Origin of the sequence: Amycolatopsis sp. NBC_01488, from assembly GCF_036227105.1 — a bacterium.
Taxonomy (GTDB): domain Bacteria; phylum Actinomycetota; class Actinomycetes; order Mycobacteriales; family Pseudonocardiaceae; genus Amycolatopsis.
This window is the reverse complement of the sequence record NZ_CP109434.1, coordinates 3,898,121-3,915,725: the sequence shown is the minus strand read 5'-3', so window position 1 is coordinate 3,915,725 and position 17,605 is coordinate 3,898,121. Positions and strand designations below refer to the sequence as shown.

18 protein-coding genes are annotated in these 17,605 nt (G+C 70.3%); 11 read left to right on the top strand and 7 right to left on the bottom strand.

The features are described 5' to 3' along the window. Positions 1–94: 94 nt before the first annotated feature. Entirely contained in the window at positions 95–283 is a 189-nt protein-coding gene (locus OG738_RS18960) for a DUF397 domain-containing protein (RefSeq protein ID WP_329056756.1), read from the bottom strand. Positions 284–469: 186 nt separating this feature from the next. After that, positions 470–1,306, bottom strand: a complete 837-nt coding sequence (locus OG738_RS18955; RefSeq protein ID WP_329055647.1) for a helix-turn-helix domain-containing protein — start codon at positions 1,304–1,306, stop codon at positions 470–472. A gap of 252 nt (positions 1,307–1,558) precedes the next feature. On the opposite strand from OG738_RS18955, the gene OG738_RS18950 reads away from it, so the two are divergent. Next, the gene (locus OG738_RS18950) at positions 1,559–3,109 is read left to right on the top strand and encodes a hypothetical protein (RefSeq protein WP_329055645.1); all 1,551 of its coding nucleotides are present in this window, start codon (positions 1,559–1,561) and stop codon (positions 3,107–3,109) included. Positions 3,110–3,112: 3 nt separating this feature from the next. Here OG738_RS18950 and OG738_RS18945 read toward each other — a convergent pair whose 3' ends face one another. Further along, positions 3,113–5,209, bottom strand: a complete 2,097-nt coding sequence (locus OG738_RS18945) for a tetratricopeptide repeat protein (protein ID WP_329055643.1) — start codon at positions 5,207–5,209, stop codon at positions 3,113–3,115. Between the two features lie 502 nt (positions 5,210–5,711). On the opposite strand from OG738_RS18945, the gene OG738_RS18940 reads away from it, so the two are divergent. From OG738_RS18940 to OG738_RS18930, 3 genes are all read left to right on the top strand, one after another. Then, complete coding sequence (locus tag OG738_RS18940) at positions 5,712–6,902, top strand: FAD-dependent monooxygenase (RefSeq protein ID WP_329055641.1); 1,191 nt, start codon at positions 5,712–5,714, stop codon at positions 6,900–6,902. Positions 6,903–6,971: 69 nt separating this feature from the next. Beyond that, on the top strand, positions 6,972–7,958 hold the full coding sequence (locus OG738_RS18935) for an MCE family protein (protein WP_329055639.1): 987 nt from the start codon (positions 6,972–6,974) through the stop codon (positions 7,956–7,958). Positions 7,959–7,980: 22 nt separating this feature from the next. Further along, positions 7,981–8,331 (top strand): YciI family protein, encoded by a 351-nt coding sequence (locus tag OG738_RS18930; protein ID WP_329055637.1) that lies wholly within the window; start codon positions 7,981–7,983, stop codon positions 8,329–8,331. Here the strand turns inward: OG738_RS18930 and OG738_RS18925 are convergent. The 3 genes from OG738_RS18925 to OG738_RS18915 form a co-directional block, all read right to left on the bottom strand. Further along, positions 8,318–9,067, bottom strand: coding sequence for a class I SAM-dependent methyltransferase (locus tag OG738_RS18925; protein ID WP_329055635.1), 750 nt, complete (start codon positions 9,065–9,067; stop codon positions 8,318–8,320). The genes OG738_RS18930 and OG738_RS18925 overlap by 14 nt on opposite strands. Positions 9,068–9,158: 91 nt before the next feature. Next, complete coding sequence (locus OG738_RS18920; protein WP_329055633.1) at positions 9,159–9,890, bottom strand: class I SAM-dependent methyltransferase; 732 nt, start codon at positions 9,888–9,890, stop codon at positions 9,159–9,161. Then, the gene (locus OG738_RS18915) at positions 9,887–10,807 is read right to left on the bottom strand and encodes a proteasome assembly chaperone family protein (protein WP_329055631.1); all 921 of its coding nucleotides are present in this window, start codon (positions 10,805–10,807) and stop codon (positions 9,887–9,889) included. The genes OG738_RS18920 and OG738_RS18915 overlap by 4 nt, the downstream gene beginning before the upstream one ends. A 233-nt stretch (positions 10,808–11,040) precedes the next feature. Between OG738_RS18915 and OG738_RS18910 the strand changes: the two genes are divergently transcribed. The 7 genes from OG738_RS18910 (at position 11,041) to OG738_RS18880 (ending at position 16,094) form a co-directional block, all read left to right on the top strand. Beyond that, positions 11,041–11,553 carry a PH domain-containing protein gene (locus OG738_RS18910; protein ID WP_329055629.1) on the top strand — a complete coding sequence of 171 codons (513 nt, stop codon included), beginning with the start codon at positions 11,041–11,043 and terminating at the stop codon, positions 11,551–11,553. 110 nt (positions 11,554–11,663) lie between these two features. Continuing rightward, positions 11,664–13,121, top strand: a complete 1,458-nt coding sequence (locus OG738_RS18905) for a PH domain-containing protein (RefSeq protein WP_329056755.1) — start codon at positions 11,664–11,666, stop codon at positions 13,119–13,121. A gap of 81 nt (positions 13,122–13,202) precedes the next feature. Then, positions 13,203–13,898, top strand: a complete 696-nt coding sequence (locus tag OG738_RS18900; RefSeq protein WP_329055628.1) for a family 16 glycoside hydrolase — start codon at positions 13,203–13,205, stop codon at positions 13,896–13,898. 132 nt (positions 13,899–14,030) lie between these two features. Next, positions 14,031–14,816, top strand: a complete 786-nt coding sequence (locus OG738_RS18895; RefSeq protein ID WP_329056754.1) for an IclR family transcriptional regulator — start codon at positions 14,031–14,033, stop codon at positions 14,814–14,816. Between the two features lie 31 nt (positions 14,817–14,847). Further along, a complete protein-coding gene (locus OG738_RS18890; protein WP_329055626.1) occupies positions 14,848–15,348 on the top strand; it encodes a GNAT family N-acetyltransferase in 501 nt (166 codons plus the stop codon). 132 nt (positions 15,349–15,480) lie between these two features. Then, positions 15,481–15,678, top strand: a complete 198-nt coding sequence (locus tag OG738_RS18885) for a hypothetical protein (protein ID WP_004561810.1) — start codon at positions 15,481–15,483, stop codon at positions 15,676–15,678. Next, entirely contained in the window at positions 15,657–16,094 is a 438-nt protein-coding gene (locus tag OG738_RS18880; protein ID WP_329055617.1) for a VOC family protein, read from the top strand. Before OG738_RS18885 ends, OG738_RS18880 begins: the two co-directional genes overlap by 22 nt. A 190-nt stretch (positions 16,095–16,284) precedes the next feature. On the opposite strand, the gene OG738_RS18875 is transcribed toward OG738_RS18880, so the two are convergent. Beyond that, positions 16,285–17,553 (bottom strand): aminotransferase family protein, encoded by a 1,269-nt coding sequence (locus OG738_RS18875; RefSeq protein ID WP_329055616.1) that lies wholly within the window; start codon positions 17,551–17,553, stop codon positions 16,285–16,287. Positions 17,554–17,605: the final 52 nt, after the last annotated feature.

Genomic DNA, 17,605 nt, shown 5'->3' with positions numbered 1-17,605 from the left:
GGCCGAGCGGTGAAAACGGCCTGCCGAGCGACGACCGCCGCCGGCCGGCCCCCATCGTCGATGCCTTTTCTACACCATTCTCGCGCCCAAGGAATTAAAGTTCCTTCTGCTGGGCGACAAAGGCACACCAGGAACGACCGGAAATGATCAGCTCACCCCCGGTTCGATTTCCCGTTTCCCGGAGGTGCACCGATTCTTCGCCGACCGCCAGTTCCACACAGTCGATGTGCTGGTCATCGCACCGCGAACTCTTCCGCCACCCGCGACCATGATCGTCGACCACCGCAGGCCGAGCCGTGCTTCGTTGCACCGCAACCCCCTCAGGTTCCGCGAACAGATCGAGGATAGCGGACCCGCGCACCCGGCTCCGGCGAAGAAAAGTGGACAATTTCCGGTCAACAACACACAGAGTAGCCCGTCATTGGGCCGACAAGATGACGGGACGAGAAGATGACAACCTCTTACCAGCTCATTGTGGTTCAGCTCCCGGGAATTCTGCCAGTGCAGATGCACGTTCGTCGAGTTCGGCGAACAATTCGATGTAGTGGCAGACCTCGTCGGGGTCGTTTTTGACGATGACCAGCTCACCCGGCTGGTTCAGGTAGACGATGTGCTCCGGACCGTCGTCGAACTCGAAGATCGTGAACGACACCTGCATCCCGTCGCGGACGCCCGCGGCGAAGGGCACCACCTTGATCGAGACGTGACCCAGCCGGTCCAGGTCCCGGAGGTGCTCGAGCTGGGCCCGCATGATCTGCGGGGTGCCCACCTGGCGGCGGAGGACCGATTCGTCGAGCAGGAACGTAGCCGACGGACCGCCGTCGGCGACGATCCCCTCCTGCCGCGTCAGCCGCATCCGGACGGCCCGGTCGATGCGGTCGGGATCGGACCGGAATGCCGTCAGGACTGCCCTGGCGTAGTCGGCGATCTGGAGCGCACCGGGAACGATCAGTGACTGGAAGTGCCGGATGCCGGACGCACCGGCCTCGCTGGCGACAAAGTTGACGAGCTTGGCGTTGAACTCGTCGCGGTAGTCGTCCCACCAGGCTTTCCGACGCGCGGCCTTGGCCACTTCGACCAGCTCCGCGACCCGGCCCGGATCGATCACCCCGTACAGCTGGAGCAGCGCGCGCAGGTCTGTGGTGGACACTCCGACAGCGCCGGTCTCGATCCTGATCACCTTCGACGTCGACCAGTCGAGTTGCTCGGCGACACTCCGCTGGGTGAGGCCGGCGTGCGCCCGCGCCTGGCGTAGCTCGCCGCGCAACCGTCTCTGCTGGGCGAGCGGGTTCTGCTCGGTGGCCATGACGCCGTCCTCACTCCTCGCCATGTCCCGATCAGCGAGGTACGATCTGCCACGTGGCGTTCTGCCACTGACTATTGATACCGCACCTACTGCTCGGTATCAAACGGCAGGCAGGCAGGATCGGCAGCCACAAGAGTGACAGAACGTAGGCGTGAGCCGCCCTGGTCGGGTGAAGTGCCACCCAAACGCACGAGACGTGCGGATTTCCGGCTCGGCGCGCCGGTGCGCAGCTTCGCGGCGGCAAACCGGCTGTTGAGGGTCCTCCAGGACCTCGGCACCGACACGGTGGAGATCGTGTTCGTGATGGAGCCCGGCTCGCAGTGGGCCGACGGGCTGATCGAGGACCTCACCGACCGCGGCGCGACAGTGATCGGCTGGGACGAAGCCCTCGAGATCGAGTTCGACGTGATCCTCGCTGCGCATGCCAGCGCGCGGTTCGCGGAGCTGCGTGGCCCCGCGGTCGTGATGCCTCACGGCGCCGGGCACAACCGGGACTTGCACCGGATCACCGGGGTCGGGGACTCGGTCCCCACCGGGCTGGCGCGGAGCCAGCTGCTGGGAGCCGACGGACGGCCGGCCGTCGCCCGGGTCCTGCTGTCCCACCCGGCGCAGTTGGAGTGGCTCCGCCGGACGTGCCCGGAGGTCGCTCACCTGGGCGTGGTGCTCGGCGATCCGGTGCTCGACCGGATGTGCGGCGGCCGGCGTTGGCGCGAGAAGTTCCGGCGGGAGCTCGGCCTGTCCTGCGGTCAGCGCCTGGTCGTCGTTTCCTCGACCTGGGGCCCGTACTCGCTTTGGGGCCGGCACGGCGGCCTCGCCCGCCGGCTGCTCGGCTCCCTGCCTATGGACGAGTACCGCGTCGCGTTGGTGCTGCACCCGAACATCTGGCGCGGCGAAAGCCCCTTCGCCGTTGAGCACTGCCTACGCGACGAACTCGGCAGCGGGCTCCTCCTGGTCCCGCACCAGAGCAGCTGGGAGGCGGTCATCATGGCCGCCGACGTCGTGCTCGGCGACCATGGCTCGGTGTCGTTCTACGGCGCCACGCTCGATGTCCCGTTCCTGCTCGCCGCCGACGGCCGGCAAGAGCTCATCCCGGGGTCGCCGACCGCCGAACTGTGCGCGAAGGCTGTCCCCCTGGACCTGGACGCCCCCATGGAGCCGCAGGTGGTGCGCGCAATCGAGCACTACGATCCCGCGCTGCTGCGGCCCGTGGTCGACCTGATGTTCGCCAACCGCGGCCAGGCGCGCAAAACTCTGCAACGCGTACTCTACGAGGCGATGGGCCGCCGACCGCCCGACGCGGCTCCCCGCTTGAGGGCGATCGACAGTCCGCGGCCGCTCCCCGGGACGCCGCCGACGGCGTTCGCTGTCTCGGCCGACCTGGTCGAGGCGGAGACGACCTGCGGCACGGTCGCCGTCCGGCGGTACCCGCTCCTGCCGACGGACCGGCGGAGCACGGACCCGCTGTTCTACGTCGTCACGGACCTCGAGGTGGACCCGGACACCTACAGCGACGCTGAAATCGTGATCGGCGAGGAGGTCCCCGAAGACCTCGGCGCTTGGTTCGCCGACGTCAACGCGTACTCCCCGGGTGCCGCGCTGGTCGCCGTCCGGACTTCGGACGGCTGCATCCTGCGGTTCCACGACGGCGTTGAGCTGTCCACAGCGGACGAAGACGTGTCGACCACGTCGATCGCCGCTTTCGCGTGGCGGCGCGCACAACAGCCAGTGCCCGGTGCACTCCGGCTCAGGACCGACGTCGGCGGCCGGCTCAGCGAGCGGATCCTGATCCGGCGACGAGGCTGACCGTCAGTCGTCCGCGGCGTCCGTGCGGCCGTTCAGCCAGTCGCGGATCGTCGTGCCGCGCGGGCTGCCCGCCTCGTCGTAGAGCCGCGCCAGCCGGCCCGCCGATACCCGGAACCGCTCGACATCGTTGTCCCGCCGGGCTATCCGGACGAGGACTTCCAGTGCCTGCGCCTCTTTGACCGGCTGACCACGCCGTCGCGTGATCTCGACCGCCGCGTCGAGCACGTCGATCGCGTCCCGATCGCGGCGCAGCTCGTCGTAGGCCCGACCGAGCGCGATGCGCACCCGCGCGGCGGTGAGTTCGTCGTCGATCTCCCCCGCCGCGGCCAGCGCGCCGGTCAGTTCCTTGAGCCCGTCCTCGGTCCGTCCCGCCAGCACGAGGACATCCCCGAGCTGGTAGCTCTGGAGCGCGACGCCGCGGGCACTGCCCGCCGCCCGGTTGAGGTCGCGCGCCCGCCGCAGCATCTGCTCCGCCTCGGCGTAGCGACGTTGTTCCCGGTGCAGCAGACCGAAGGACTCGGCGAGCACCGCCTCGGACCGGGCGTCACCCTCCGCGATCTCCGCCGCGGATTCCAAGAGATCTGCCGCGGCGGCGAATTCCCCCAGCTCGATGTGTGCCCGCGCACTTTGGTTGCACATCCGCACTTCGGCCTGACGATCCCCGCACCTCTGCGCGGCAGCGCGGCCGAGTTGGTGCGCGGCCAGCCAGTCCACGTGATTCTTGTGGCTGTGGTAGAGCGCCCACAACGCTTCGCACAACTGCCAAACGGTTTCGTACCATTCGGCCTGCCACGCGGTGCGCACCACGACGAGCAGGTTCGTCCGCTCTCGTTCCAGCCAGCGCAGGGCCGACGCGGAATCGAACGGCCGGGACCACCGTTCCACGGGCAGGCGCGCGATCCGCCAGCGACCTTCGCCCAATACCGCGTGATCCGCCGCCGCCGCGCCCAGCAGATACCAGTCGGCGAAAGCCCGGGTCGCCTTGTCACGTTCGGCCGCGCTGTCGTCCTTCTCCGCCATTTTCCTGGCGTGCAACCGGACGAGTTCATGGAACCGGAAGCGCTCCGGCTCGAGTTCCTCCAGCAGCGACGAAGTGGCCAGTGTTCCCGTCAGGTCGTCGGCTTCCGGAAGCGTCAGCGAGGCGACGGCGGCCGCCGCACCCAGCTCGAACTCGGCGCCCGGCAACAGACCGAGCCTGCGGTAGAGCCGGCGCGCCGGCTCGGGAAGATCTTCGTACGCGGCATCGAAAACCCGACCCACAGCGCCGTCCCCTTCCACCGTAAGGCGACCGAGCCGGTCGTCGGACAGGTACCGCACCAGGCGGGCCACCGTCCAGCTTCGTCGTTCGGCCAGGCGGGCGCCGGCTATGCACAACGCGATCGGCAGACCGCCGCACAATTCCGTGAGCGCGCCGATCGCTTTTTCGTCGTCCGCGTCGGGTACGCCGGGGAGGATCGTCCGCACGAGTGAAGTGCCGTCCGCGATCGACAAGGGCGGCAGTTCCACGAAGTCCGCCCCGTCCATGACTAGACCACCCAGCCGGCGCCTGCTCGTCACGAGGAGCGCGCTGTCCGGGGAACCCGGGATCACCGGTCGCACCTGGGCCGCCGCGTCCGAGTTGTCCAGCATCACCAACACTTTCCGGCCGCGTGTGCGGCTGCGGAACAGTGCGGAGCGCTCCGGATACGAAAGGGGGATGAATTCCTCACGCACACCAAGTGCGCGGAGGAAGGCTCCGAGCACCTCGGTCATTTCCACGCCGCCGGGCCGGCGGTACGCGGTCAGGTCGGCGTACAGCTGACCGTCCGGGAAGAGATCGCGATGGCGATGGGCCCAGGTCAGCGCAATCGCGCTCTTGCCGACGCCGGCGAGGCCGCTGAAGACCACGATCGGCGCCCTCGTCCGGCTGGCCGGATCTCGCAGCCGTTCGGTCAGGTGCTCGAGTTCCCGCAACCGGTTGACGAACACCGGGGGCGGCGGTGGCAATTGCCGGGGTACGTCCGGACCGAGCGCCGCGGAATCGACATCGTCGGCCGGGAACCACGTGGCGCCAGAACTGCCGGTGGCCAGCGCGGCGTCCTGTCTCCCGTCAGCGCTCATCAGCTCGCTCCCCGGCTTGTGGATCCGAGACCGTCGAATACGGCACCGACATCCACAGACCGTCGCAATCCCCGCAAGTATTCCATCCCGGAGCGACATCCGAAGCCGCTGAGGAGGTAGTCACCCCTTGGGTGCACGGCAACTATGCCAGCCCACCCGGCATCGAACCCGCCTTTCGGACAACTACCCGACTTTCGCATTGACACGTCCCTATGGGGTTCGAACCAGCACACACCGCTGTTACATGCACGTGCCGACGCATCTGCATTGGCACGCGCCGTAAGTGTGCGTGCACCTTATGACTCATCCCGATCGGGTGTCATCATGGGTGTCGCAAAGTCGGGACAGCGAATCTCCAACGGGTGACGCTGAATCGAGGAATTCCCACCGGAGCAATCCGTGAGCACGGTGTTCCGGCCGAACGGTCAGCGGATCGTGCGCGGACCGTCAGCGCGTCCGCGCAGTCTCGGGTCATCGACAACCGACCCGAGAGGAACCTCCGATGACTGCCAAGACCGTGCTCGTGTCCGGGGCCAGCATCGCCGGCCCGTCCGCGGCCTACTGGCTGCGCCGCCACGGCTACCGCGTGACCGTCGTCGAGGCCGCGCCCGCGCTGCGGCCCGGCGGGCAGGCCGTCGACTTCCGGGGCGAGCAGGTGAAGCTGCTGAAGGCCATGGGCATCCTCGACGACGTCCGGCGGCTCGAGACCGCGATGGGCGACCAGACCGTGCTCGGCCTCGACGCGCGGCCGCAGCTGACCGTGCCCGGCGCCGCCTGGAGCGGGGAGGTCGAGATCCTGCGTGGTGACCTCGCGCGGATCCTGTACGAGCACACCAAGGACTACACCGAATACGTCTTCGGCGACCGCGTCACCAGCCTCACCGAGACCGCCGGCGGCGTCGACGTCACCTTCCGCCACGGCGCGCCGCGGACGTTCGACCTCGTCGTCGGGGCCGACGGCGTGCACTCCGGGGTGCGGACCGCCGCGTTCGGGCCCGAGCAGGACTTCCGGCGCGACCTCGGCTTCGGGATCGCCGGGTTCACCGCGCCCAACCACCTCGGCCTCGACCACGCCAGCGTCATGTACAACGAGCCCGGCCGCGGCCTGACCGTGGGGAGCCACCGGCTGCCGGGCCGGCTGCACGTCAGCCTGGTCTTCGCCGCCGACGGCGTCGAGTTCCGCCGCCGGACTCCGGACGAGCAGCGCGCCCTGGTCGCGCAGCTCTTCGCCGACACCGGCTGGGAGACGCCACGGCTGCTCCAGGCGCTGCCCGGGGCGGACGACCTGTACGTCGACTCGATCAGCCAGATCCACCTCGACCGCTGGTCGAAGGGCCGGGTCGTGCTGCTCGGCGACGCCGCCTGGTGCGCCGGGCCGGGCGGCTCCGGCACCGGGCTCGCCATGATGGGTGCCCAGGTGCTGGCCGGCGAACTGGCGGCGGCCGGCGGCGACCACGGGACGGCGTTCGCGAAGTACGAGGAGCGCCTCCGCAAGCCGGCCACCGTCGGGCAGAAGAACGGCAAGGGCTCGGGCAACTTCCTCGCGCCGCGCACCGCCGCGAAGATCCGCAGCCGCAACCGCGCCTACCGGATGCTGAGCACGCGGTTGTTCGGCAAGGTGTTCACCTGGATGACCGATCGGGCGGCCAACGCGGTCGAATATCGCGAGTACCCCGAGCTGACGTCCGCCTGAAGCGACGATCTTCGTCTCATCGGGGGACTCGGCTGGCGGCTCGGCGTGGCGTGCGTCACTCTTGACGCCATGTCAATACGCCGGGCCGCCGACACCCCGGTCCGGACGGCGCTCGCCGGGCTGGCCGCGCTGGCACTGGGCGTGCTCACGGCGCTCAACGCGCGCTCCCTGCCCGTGATCGGTGACGGCACGACGTACGCCGCCGAGTTCAGCGAAGCGGCCGGCGTGTTCCAGGGCAACGACGTCCGCGTCGCCGGCGTCGAGGTCGGCCGGGTTTCGGACGTCGAGCTGCGCGGCGACCACGTGCTCATCTCGTTCCGGGTGAAGGGCGCGTGGCTGGGCGACGCGACGGGCGCGTCGATCCGGCTGAAGACCGTGCTCGGGCAGAAGTACCTCGCGCTCGACCCGCAGGGCGAAGGGACGCTCGATCCCGCGAAGCCGATCCCGCGGTCGCGCACCAGCGTTCCCTACGACGTCCTCGCGGCGTTCGGGAAGCTGTCGTCCACTGTGGACAATATCGACACCGTCCAGCTGGCGAAGAGCTTCGACACGCTGTCGGCGACGCTGGCGAACACGCCGCAGAGCGTCCGCGCCGCGCTCACCGGGCTGTCGCGGCTTTCGGACACGCTCGCCTCGCGCGACCAGCAGCTCGCCACCCTGCTGGGCAACACGCGGGTTGTGTCCCAGACGCTCGTCGATCGCGACGCCGCCGTACAACGACTCTTGGCCGACGGGAACCAGCTGCTTTCCGAGGTGAGCGACCGCGAGCAGGCGATCAGCTCCCTGCTCGACGGCTCGCGGCAGCTCGCCACCCAGCTCTCCGGGCTGATCGACGACAACGACAAGCAAGTCGACCCGCTGCTCACCCAGCTCGACCAGCTGACGTCGATGCTGCAGCGCAACCAGGACTCGCTCGCCGCCGGCATCAGGGGTTTCGCGCCCCTGGTCCGGCTCGGGACCAACATCTCCGGGAGCGGCCGGTTCATCGACGGCTACCTGTGCGGGCTCGTCCTGCCGTCGATGGGCCCGCTCAACGAGGAGGGCTGCCACGGCTGAGCCCGCGTGGCATGCTGACGCCGTGCGATATCTGCTCCTGCTGTGCGGTGACGAGTCCGCGAGCGCGGCCGCCGGCCCGGAGATGGCGCGGCGCTGCCACGCATGGGCCGCCGACGCCGAACGACGCGGTGTCCGGCAGGCCGGCACGGGTCTCCGCCCGCCGGCCGAGGCGAAGACGATCCGGGTGCGCGACGGCGAAGTGCTGCTGACCGACGGCCCGTTCGCCGAGACCAAGGAGCAGGTCGGCGGCTACAACATCCTCGAGTGCGACGACCGGTCGACGGCGATCGACGTGGCGTCCCGGCACCCGTGGGCCGAGGTCGGCACGCTCGAGCTGCGCGAAATCCTCGACGGGCCGCCTACGGCTTCGTGATCTTCACCGTCACCTGGTTGTCGCTGTAGGTGTAGGCGACGTACTCGAACTCGACGCCGGTGCGCTCGACGTACTCCGTCCAGGCGCGGTACTCGTGCCGCTGCCAGCCGGGGAAGTTGAAGAACTCGTCGAAGTGCACGATGCTGCCCGCGCGCAGCCGTGGCCCGCACAGGTCGAGCACGGTCTTGGCGGAGCTGTAGAGGTCGCCGTCGACGTGCAGGAAGTCGATGTGGCCCGGGTGGTTTTCGAGGAAGCCGGGGAGGCTGTCGGCGAACAGGCCGACGACCAGCTCGGCGCCGGGGACGTCCGGCAGGTCGTCGCGGGCGAAGGCGCCGGCGGGCATGCCGTTGAGCCACGCCTCGGGCAGCCCGTCGAAGGAGTCGAAGCCGTAGACCTCGCGCCCACCGCGGGCGCGGGCGATCGTCCGCAGCGTGTTGCCGGACGCGACGCCGAACTCCAGCGCCATCCCTCCTTGCGGCGCCAGGGAAAGCGCGTATTCGAGTGTCTCCTTCGGACGGCCGAAGTGCCGGGCGCCGACCAGGTTCTCGCGGGCGAAGACGTTGCTCTCCAGCGCGGCGTCCTGATCGCCGGCGTAGACGATGTCCCGGCGGCTGCGGATCTCGAACTCCACCACTCGATCGAGGACCCGGTCACCCTGACGGACGACCTCCTCGCGCAGTTCCGCGGCCATCCGGTTCAGCTGATCGGTGTACGGGTCGTGCACTTTCGAGGCCATCCGGAACAACAGTCTGCCCAGGGTGCGCCTCAGGGTTTTCGTTGCGGGCGACCGGTTTTCCGTGTCGTTCATCCCGGGACGGTACCCCGGCTCAGTTCACGACGAGCCGGAACCCCGCGTCCCACTCGGGCAGGTCCAGCAGGTCCGCGTGCTCCTCGTGCCACCGGCCCGACTCCAGGTCCTCCCGCAGCCGCGTCATCCCCCGCTCGACCGCCGCGGGCGACGTCTGCGCGAGCGCCGAGCAAGACCGCCGGACGGCCGGGTCCAGATAGGCCTCCGGACGGCGCCAGTGTGCCGGGAAGACGCCGTCGGCGAAGTCCCACGGCACGGGCAGTGAAATCACCGAAGACGCGTCCAGGAAATCCGCGATCTCCGGCGCCGAAGGACGCGACCGTTCAAGCTCGGCGACCTCCGGCACGTACTCGCGCACGAGCCAGAAGTCGTTGTGCAGCGCGGTGTCGTAGGCCAAGACGACCTGACGAGACGACACCCGGCGCAGCTCGTCGAGACCGCGGCGCCAGTCACCCCAGTGGTGCACGGTCAGCACCGCCAAGGCCGCGTCGAACGCACGGTCGGGGAACGGCAGCGCCTCCGCGATCGCGCGCACGACGGGCGCGGCGCCGGGCGGGCGTTGCCGGATCATCTCCGCCGACGGCTCGACCGCGACGACGCGCCGGGACGGCGGCTCGTACGACCCGGTTCCCGAACCGACGTCGAGCATGGTGACCGCGGAGCCCACCGCGGCGAGCACCGGCGCGAGCCACCGCGGGTCGGTCCGCCTCCCCAGCGCGTAGCCGACGCCGATCTCGTCGTAGCGGGTCATCCGCGCTCGGGGCCGTCGCCACCGTTCTGCTCGGCCAGGAACCGCTCGAACTGGGAGCCCAGCTCCTCCGCGGTCGGCATGTGCTCGACCGATTCCGCGAGCAGCGATCCGCGCTCGGAAGCCTCGACGAACGTGTCGTACTGCCGCTCCAGCGCGCGGACGACCTCGGCGACTTCGTCGGACTCCGCGACCTGGCGGTTGATCTCGGCGTCGGCGAGCTCCGCCGCCGCGCGCAGCTCGCCCTCGGCCAGGTTCAGCCCGGTCGAGCGGCCCAGCGCGTCGAGCACGATGAGAGACGACGCCGGGTACGTCGACTGCGCCAGGTAGTGCGGCACGTGCGCGGCGAAGCCGATGGCGTCGTGGCCCCACTCGCCGAGGCGGTACTCCAGCAGCGCGGCCAGGCTGCCCGGCACCTGCAGCCGGTTCGGCAGCGGCTGGTGCTCGCCGACCAGGTCCTTGCGGGTCGCGTGCGCGGTGACGCCGAGCGGGCGGGTGTGCGGCGCGCCCATCGGGATGCCGTGGAAGCCCGCGGTCAGCCGGACGCCCCAGCGCTCGACGAGGTTGCGGACCGCGGCGCAGAACCGCTCCCAGTCGTGGTCGGGTTCGGGGCCGGACAGCAGCAGGAACGGCGTCCCGTCGGTGTCGTGCAGCAGGTGGACGACCAGCTCCGGCGCGTCGTAGTCCTCCCAGTGGTCCACGGCGTAGGTCATCGTCGGGCGGCGCGAGCGGTAGTCGATGAGCCGGTCGACGTCGAAGCGCGCGACCACCCGGTGCTCGCCGCCGAGCAGGTGCTCGGCCAGCAGGCGGCCCGCCGAACCGGCGTCCATGAACCCTTCGAAGTGGTGCATCAGCACCGCCCCGGTCAGGTCGGGGACGTCCGAGTCCACCTCGTACAGGTCGTCGGGATCGAGTCCCACGGGTCCTCCTGCTCGCCTCTTCTTCTTTCGGGGGTTCCGGGTGGCGGAGCCCCCAGCCCGGGGCGGAGGCCCCGGTTGTCACCGTCAATCCTTCCAGCACAACACACCCCGACGGCGAATCCATTCCTCCGACGGTGTGGCCGATCGTAACGCCACGCGATCGAAGCCGGACCGGATCGGCATCGTGACACATGTCGTGGGCACGCAAGGCGCCGATCGGGCACGCTTGACCCGTGACCGAACACACCACGAACACAGCGGCGTTGCGGCTACGACCGCCGGCGCACCGGGTCAGCCGGCGGGCCATCGGCTACTGGACCGCGATGGCGTCGATCTCCTGGATCGTCGTCATCGGGATCCTGACGGCCATCGTGGTGACCAGCGACGATCCGCCGGCGTTCCTCACGGTGGCACTCGTGGTCGCCTGCGTGGTGGGTCCGCTGCACCTGATCGTGATGCCGCAGTGGCGCTACCGCGTGCACCGCTGGGAGGTCACCGACGAGGCCGTCTACACGCAGTCCGGCTGGCTGAAGCAGGAGTGGCGGATCGCGCCGATCTCCCGGATCCAGACCGTCGACATCGAGCGCGATCCCGGTGAGCAGCTGTTCGGGCTGGCCAAGATCACCGTGACGACGGCGTCCGCGGCGGGCCCGCTGCGCATCTCGGGCCTGGCGCACGACCGCGCGCTCGCGCTGGCCGACGAGCTGACCAAGACGACCCAGGCGCTCCGAGGGGACGCGACGTGAGCCCCGCCGACGCGCTCTCCCCCGCGGAGGCGGCAGCGAGCACCGAAGCCGTCGTGACGCTCCCGGCCGAAGGCACCCAGGACGCGCCGTGGCACCGGCTCGACCGGCGCATGCTGCTCATCCGGCCGGTGCTGGACCTGGCGCGGTCCCTGCCGGTGCTGCTGGGCGCGCTGCTCGTCGGCCACGGCGAGCCGTGGCAGTGGGTCGGCCTCGCCTTCACCGCGGTGGCCGTGTGCACCGGCGTCTCGCACGTGCTGACCTCGCGCTACCGGATCACCGAGACGCAGGTCGAGTGGCACACCGGGCTGCTGCTGCGCAAGCAGCGAGCCATCCCCCGCGACCGGATCCGCACGGTCGACGTCACTTCCGAACCGAAGCACCGGCTGTTCTCGCTGGCGGCCGCGCGGATCGGCACCGGGCGGCACTCGCACGGCAAGGGGCCGGGCAAGGACGAGCTCGTCCTCGACGCCGTCACGGTCGCCGAAGCCCAGCGGCTGCGGACGCTCCTCCTGCACCGCAAGGCCGTCGAGACGGCGGCGGAGGCCGCGCCGCCCGAGCAGGTGATCGCCGTCGTCGACAAGAAGTGGCTGCGGTACGCGCCGTTCACGCTGTCGGGCATCGCGGTGGTCGGCGCCGCCGTCGGCACCGTCTACCACTTCGCGCACGAGCTGCACTTCGATCCGGTCCGGTTTTCGCTGGTCCAGACCGTGGTCGGACACTTCGCGGACACGCCGACCTGGGTGAGCCTGGTGCTCGCCGCCGCCGGGCTGCTGGTGCTCGTCTCGCTGCTGTCGATCGGCGGGTACGTGCTGTCGTTCTGGAACTTCCGGCTCACCCGCGAACCCGCCGGCACGCTGCACATCCGGCGCGGGCTGATCACGACGCGCTCGGTGTCGATCGAGGAGGACCGCCTGCGCGGCGTGGAGATCCGCGAGCCGCTGCCGCTGCGGCTGGCCGGCGGCGCCCGGTGCGTCGCCATCGCCGGCGGCCTGCGCGAAGGGAAGGGCGCGGACAAGAGCGGCGGCCTGCTGCTCCCGCCCGCACCGCTTGCGAAAGCGCACGAAGTCGTCGCGGAGGTGCTCGGCGAGGACCCGGCCGCGACGCCGCTGACACGCCACCCGCGCCGGGCGCTGTACCGGCGGCTCTCCCGGGCCGTCTTCGGCGTGCTGCTGCTCGCGGCGGCGCTCTACGCCCTGGCGTGGCTGGGCGACTGGCCGGACTGGCCGTGGCAGGTCGCGCTCGTGCTCGTGCCGTTCGCCGCGCTCGTCGGCTGGGACCGCTACCGCGGCCTCGGGCACGCGCTCACCGGCCGCTACCTGGTGACGCGCTCGGGTTCGCTGGACCGCGGCACCGCGGCGGTCCGCTGCGACGGCATGACCGGCGTCGTCGTCGAGCGCTCGTACTTCCAGCGCCGGGCCGGGCTGGTCACGGTGATCGCGCCGGTCGCCGCGGGCAAGGGGCACTACCGCGTGCTCGACGTCGGCGAGGCCGCCGGGCTCGCGCTGGCCGACCAGGCCGTCCCCGGCTTGCTGACGCCGTTCCTGACCGGTCAGCGGGACCGAGGTTGACGCTCCACCCGCGCGGCTCGTAGCGTGAAATCCGCCGTCCGACAACTCGACCGCAGTTCGCGTTCACGAGAGGACGGCAGGATGTTCCGCAAGCTCCTTGGCGTGCTGGCCGCGGGGATCGTCGTGGGTTCGGCACTGGCGCCGGTCGCGGCGGCCGCCGAAAACCCTTACGGCGACCCGAACCTGATCTCGATGTTCGACGGCAGTGACCTGAGCGCCTGGACGTCGTCGAAAGCCGGCCTGTGGTCGGTGAAGAACGGCGTCGTCCACGGCAATGGCACCGCGCGCGGCTGGTTGTACTACAACAAACAGCAGGTCGGCACGTTTCGGTGGATATTCAATGTCCGGCAGGTCAAGGGCAACCACAAACCGACCGTGCTGATCTGGGGCACCACCGACCCGATCCGCGACGCGCTGAGCGCCATCCAGTTCCAGCCGCCGAACGGCGGGCACTGGGACTACCGGCCCGGCCACAACGACGGCGGCGGCAAGCTGTTCCAGCAGCTGGCGCACACGACGATCGACATCAAGAAGTGGGCGCAGTGCGAGCTGATCGGCGACCTGACGACCGGCGTGGCCCGGATGGCGTGCTGCCCGCTCACCGGGACGGCCGTGACCTGCAAGGGCGTCGAAGTGCTGCGGTTCACCGACAAGACCGCCGGGCGCGTCGGCCCGCTCGCGCTGCAGGTGCACAACTCCGGGATCCAGGACGAGTACCGCGGGCTCTACGTCGAGTCACCGGTGGTGACGAAACCGGGCGAGTTCCTCACCATGTGACGCCGTCTCCGGCGGCGGCTTTCCCCCATTGGTGAGCCGCCGCCGGAATGCTGGCCTTCGTTTAACACAACGTGCTAATTTGTTCACCCCGGGTGATAGCGAAGGTCGTTTTTGTCTTACCGAGAGGTCATGATGACGCCTGCCGTCAGTGCCGTCGACGGTTCCGCCACCACCGCCCCGCGCCGCACCCCCGGCGCCAGCAGTTCCCGGAAGGTCCTGCAGCTGCTCCTCGCCTTTTCCGAAAGACGCTGGGAGGCCAGCGTCGCCGAGCTCGCCGCGACGATCGGCACCCCGGTCGCGACGACGTACCGCTACGTGGCGCTGCTGAAGGAGCTGCAACTGCTCGAAGAGGGCAGGGCGGGGCACTACCACCTCACCAGCCAGGTGATGCCGCTCGCGCGCGCCGCGCAGCTGGCGAACGACCTCGTGCGGCTGGCGAAGCCGTCCATGGAAGAAGCCGCGCGGGAGCTCGGCGAGACGGTGATGCTCTTCCAGCAGTTCGGCGACGCCGCCGTGTGCACGGACCGCGTCGAGTGCGACCGGGCCATGCGGTTCACGTTCGAGCCGGGGCATTCGCTGCCGCTCGGCGTCGGCGCGTCCGGCAAGATGCTGCTCGCGCTGCTGCCCGAGATCGAGCGCGACCGGCGGCTGGCGCCGATCGCCGAGCTGCGCGGCACGGCCGTGCGCGACGAGCTCAAGCACGCGCTGGAGAACCAGTATTCGGTCAGCTCCGGCGAAATCGACGAAGGCGTTTGGGCGTGTTCGGTGCCGGTGCCCACCTACGGGCGGCGGCCGACGGTGCTGACCATGGCCGGCCCGGCCGCGCGGATTACCGAAGAAGCCCGGCACACGGCGATCACCGCCCTGCGCGGGTACGCGACCCGCATCCAGCGCACGATTTCGTCTTATTCGCTGTGAAAATCCCGGACCGGCGCGTACGAAGGGCTTCGTGATCCGCCTCGCGCACCCCGGCGACCTGCCCGCGTTGGTCGACATCGAACGCGAGGCAGGCGACTTGTTCCGCGCGCTCGACATGGCCGCGATCGCCGACGACGACCCGGGTTCGGTGGCGGAACTGGCGGTGTACCAGGCCGACGGCCGCGCCTGGGTGAGCGTGGCCGACGACCGGCCCGTGGCGTACCTCATCGCCGAGGTCGTCGACGGGTGCGCCCACGTCGAGCAGGTCTCCGTGCGGCCCTCGCACGCACGGCGCGGGCTCGGCAGCGCGTTGATCGAGACGCTCGCCGAGTGGGCCGTTTCTCGCGGGTTGCCTGCACTCACGCTCACGACGTTCGCCGCCGTGCCGTGGAACGCGCCGTACTACGAGCGGCTGCGGTTCCGCGTCCTGGCCGACGCGGAAATCGGCGACGAGCTGCGGGCGATCCGCCGCGCGGAAGCGGCGCGCGGCTTGGACGCCTGGCCGCGCGTGGCGATGATCCGACCACTCTGACCTGCGGCTTTGCCTTTTCCTCCCCTGGCTGGGGGATGCACTGGCGCGACCGGTCGAACATGTGTTCTACTGTGCTCGCCGGCCTCGGAGGGGGAAGCTCCTGGGCCGGCCCACAGACTTCGGGAGGTTGTCATGGCGGTCAAGATCACCCACCTGACGAACGGCCAGCAGGTGCGGTTCGCCAACGCCGACGGCGCCCGCCGCTACGCCGAGATCATGGGCGGCGGCGTCGACAAGTGGCGCTTCACGGTCGTGCCCGAGGACCCGATGCTCCGGAAAATGTCGGACTCGGTCGTTAACGTGCCGGTATGGCGCATGACTTCCAGGTAGTGGTGGATACGGCCGACCCGCACGTGCTCGCCGACTGGTGGGCCGAGACGCTCGGCTGGCCGGTGGAACCGACCGACGAGGACTTCGTCCGCGAGATGATCGCGAAGGGGTACGCGAAGGAGGAGGAAACCCGGACCTACCGCGGCGCCCTGGTCTGGCGGACGGGCGCGGCGATCCGCCACCCGGACTCCCCACCCGAAGGTCCACCCCGGCGGATCTTGTTCCAGGAGGTTCCGGAACCGAAGACCGTGAAGAACCGCCTCCACATCGACGTCTGGGTCGGCGCGGATAACGTTGAAGCGACGCTGGAGAAGCTGACGGCGCGCGGGGCGAAGTTCCTGTGGCGCGGGCGTCAGGGACCGCACAGCTGGGTGACGATGGCGGACCCGGAGGGCAACGAGTTCTGCGTCTCGTGAGGACGGGCGAGATTGCTCAGCCGCGAGTTCCGCCGCTGATCACGCGAGTTCCGGTTTCGATCACGCGAGTTCCGGGCTCGGTCACGCGAGCCGGGGCGCTCGAACGTGGTGAACGACTCTTTCCTGCCGTCGGAGGACAGGAAAGAGTCGTTCACGACCTCGGCGTGAGCCGGGCAAACGACAGCAGGTCTCAGCTCTGCGCCGCCAGCCGGTCCAGCGCCTTCGGCAGTGCCGAGGCCAGCAGGTCCAGCTCCGGCTCCCCCGCGACCAGCGGCGGCGACACCGCGACACCGCGCCCGAGGTTCCGCACGATCACGCCCTCGTCCCGGCACGCGCGCTGCAGCTTCACCGGTGCGCCCGGGTCGGCGTCCATGACCTCTGCCGTCAGCTCGACCGCCGCGAGGAAGCCCAGCCCCGCCCGGACCTCCGCCACCAGCGGGTGCCCGGTCACCCCGGACACCGCGTCGGCCAGGGGTTTCTCCAGCTCGCGGCCGCGGGGAATGAGACCGTCGCGCTCGTAGATGTCCAGCGTCGCCAAGCCCGCCGCGCACGCCACCGGGTGGCCCGCGTACGTCGCGCCGTGGCGGAAGATCGGCGCGCCCGGCGCGCCCGTGAAGAACGGCTCCGCCACCCGCGGCGCCACGACCAGCGCGCCCAGCGGGATCGTGCCGCCGGTGATGCCCTTGGCCGTCGTGATCATGTCCGGTCGCACCGCCCAGCGGTCGATGCCGAACCACGTCCCGAGCCGGCCCCACGCGGCGATCACGCAGTCCGCGACGAACAGCACGTCGTGGCGGCGGCAGATCGCGGCCACTTCCTCGAGGTAGCCGTCCGGCGGCAGCAGTACGCCGCCCGCGCCGATCACCGGCTCGCAGAAGAAGGCCGCCACCCGCGAAGCGCCCACCCGCTCGATCTCGGCTTCCAGCGCCGGAGCGCTGTCGAACGGGACGTGCGAGAACTCCGGCGGCTGCGGCCCGACGCCGGCCGCGTTGGCCGGGATGCCGCCGACGGCCGTGCCGAAGCCGTGCGTGCCGTGGTAGCCCTGCGCGCGGCCGATGACGTGCGCCTTCTCCGGCCGCCCGGTCTGCGCGAAGTACGCCCGCGCGAGCTTCACGGCAGTGTCGATGACGTCCCCACCGCCCGAGCCGAAGAAGACCTTCGACCCCGGCGTCGGCGCCAGCGCGGCGACGCGGTCGGCCAGCTCGATCGCCGGTTCGTTGGCGTTGTAGCCGAACAGGTTGTACGAGTCGAGCGTCTGGAGTTGCTTGGTGACGGCCTCGGTGATCTCGGGGCGCCCGTGGCCGAAGTTCGCGTACCAGAGCGACGCGGTGGCGTCGAAGTAGCGGCGGCCGGCGTCGTCCCAGACGTAGGAGCCCTCACCGCGCGTGATGACCATCCGGTCGCCGTCGACCGCGCCCATGTCGGCGAACGGGTGCCAAAGGGCGTGCTGTGCTGACATCGGTCCTCCTCAGTCCTCCCCCATCCCTACCAGGGCGAAGCCGCGAGCGCGA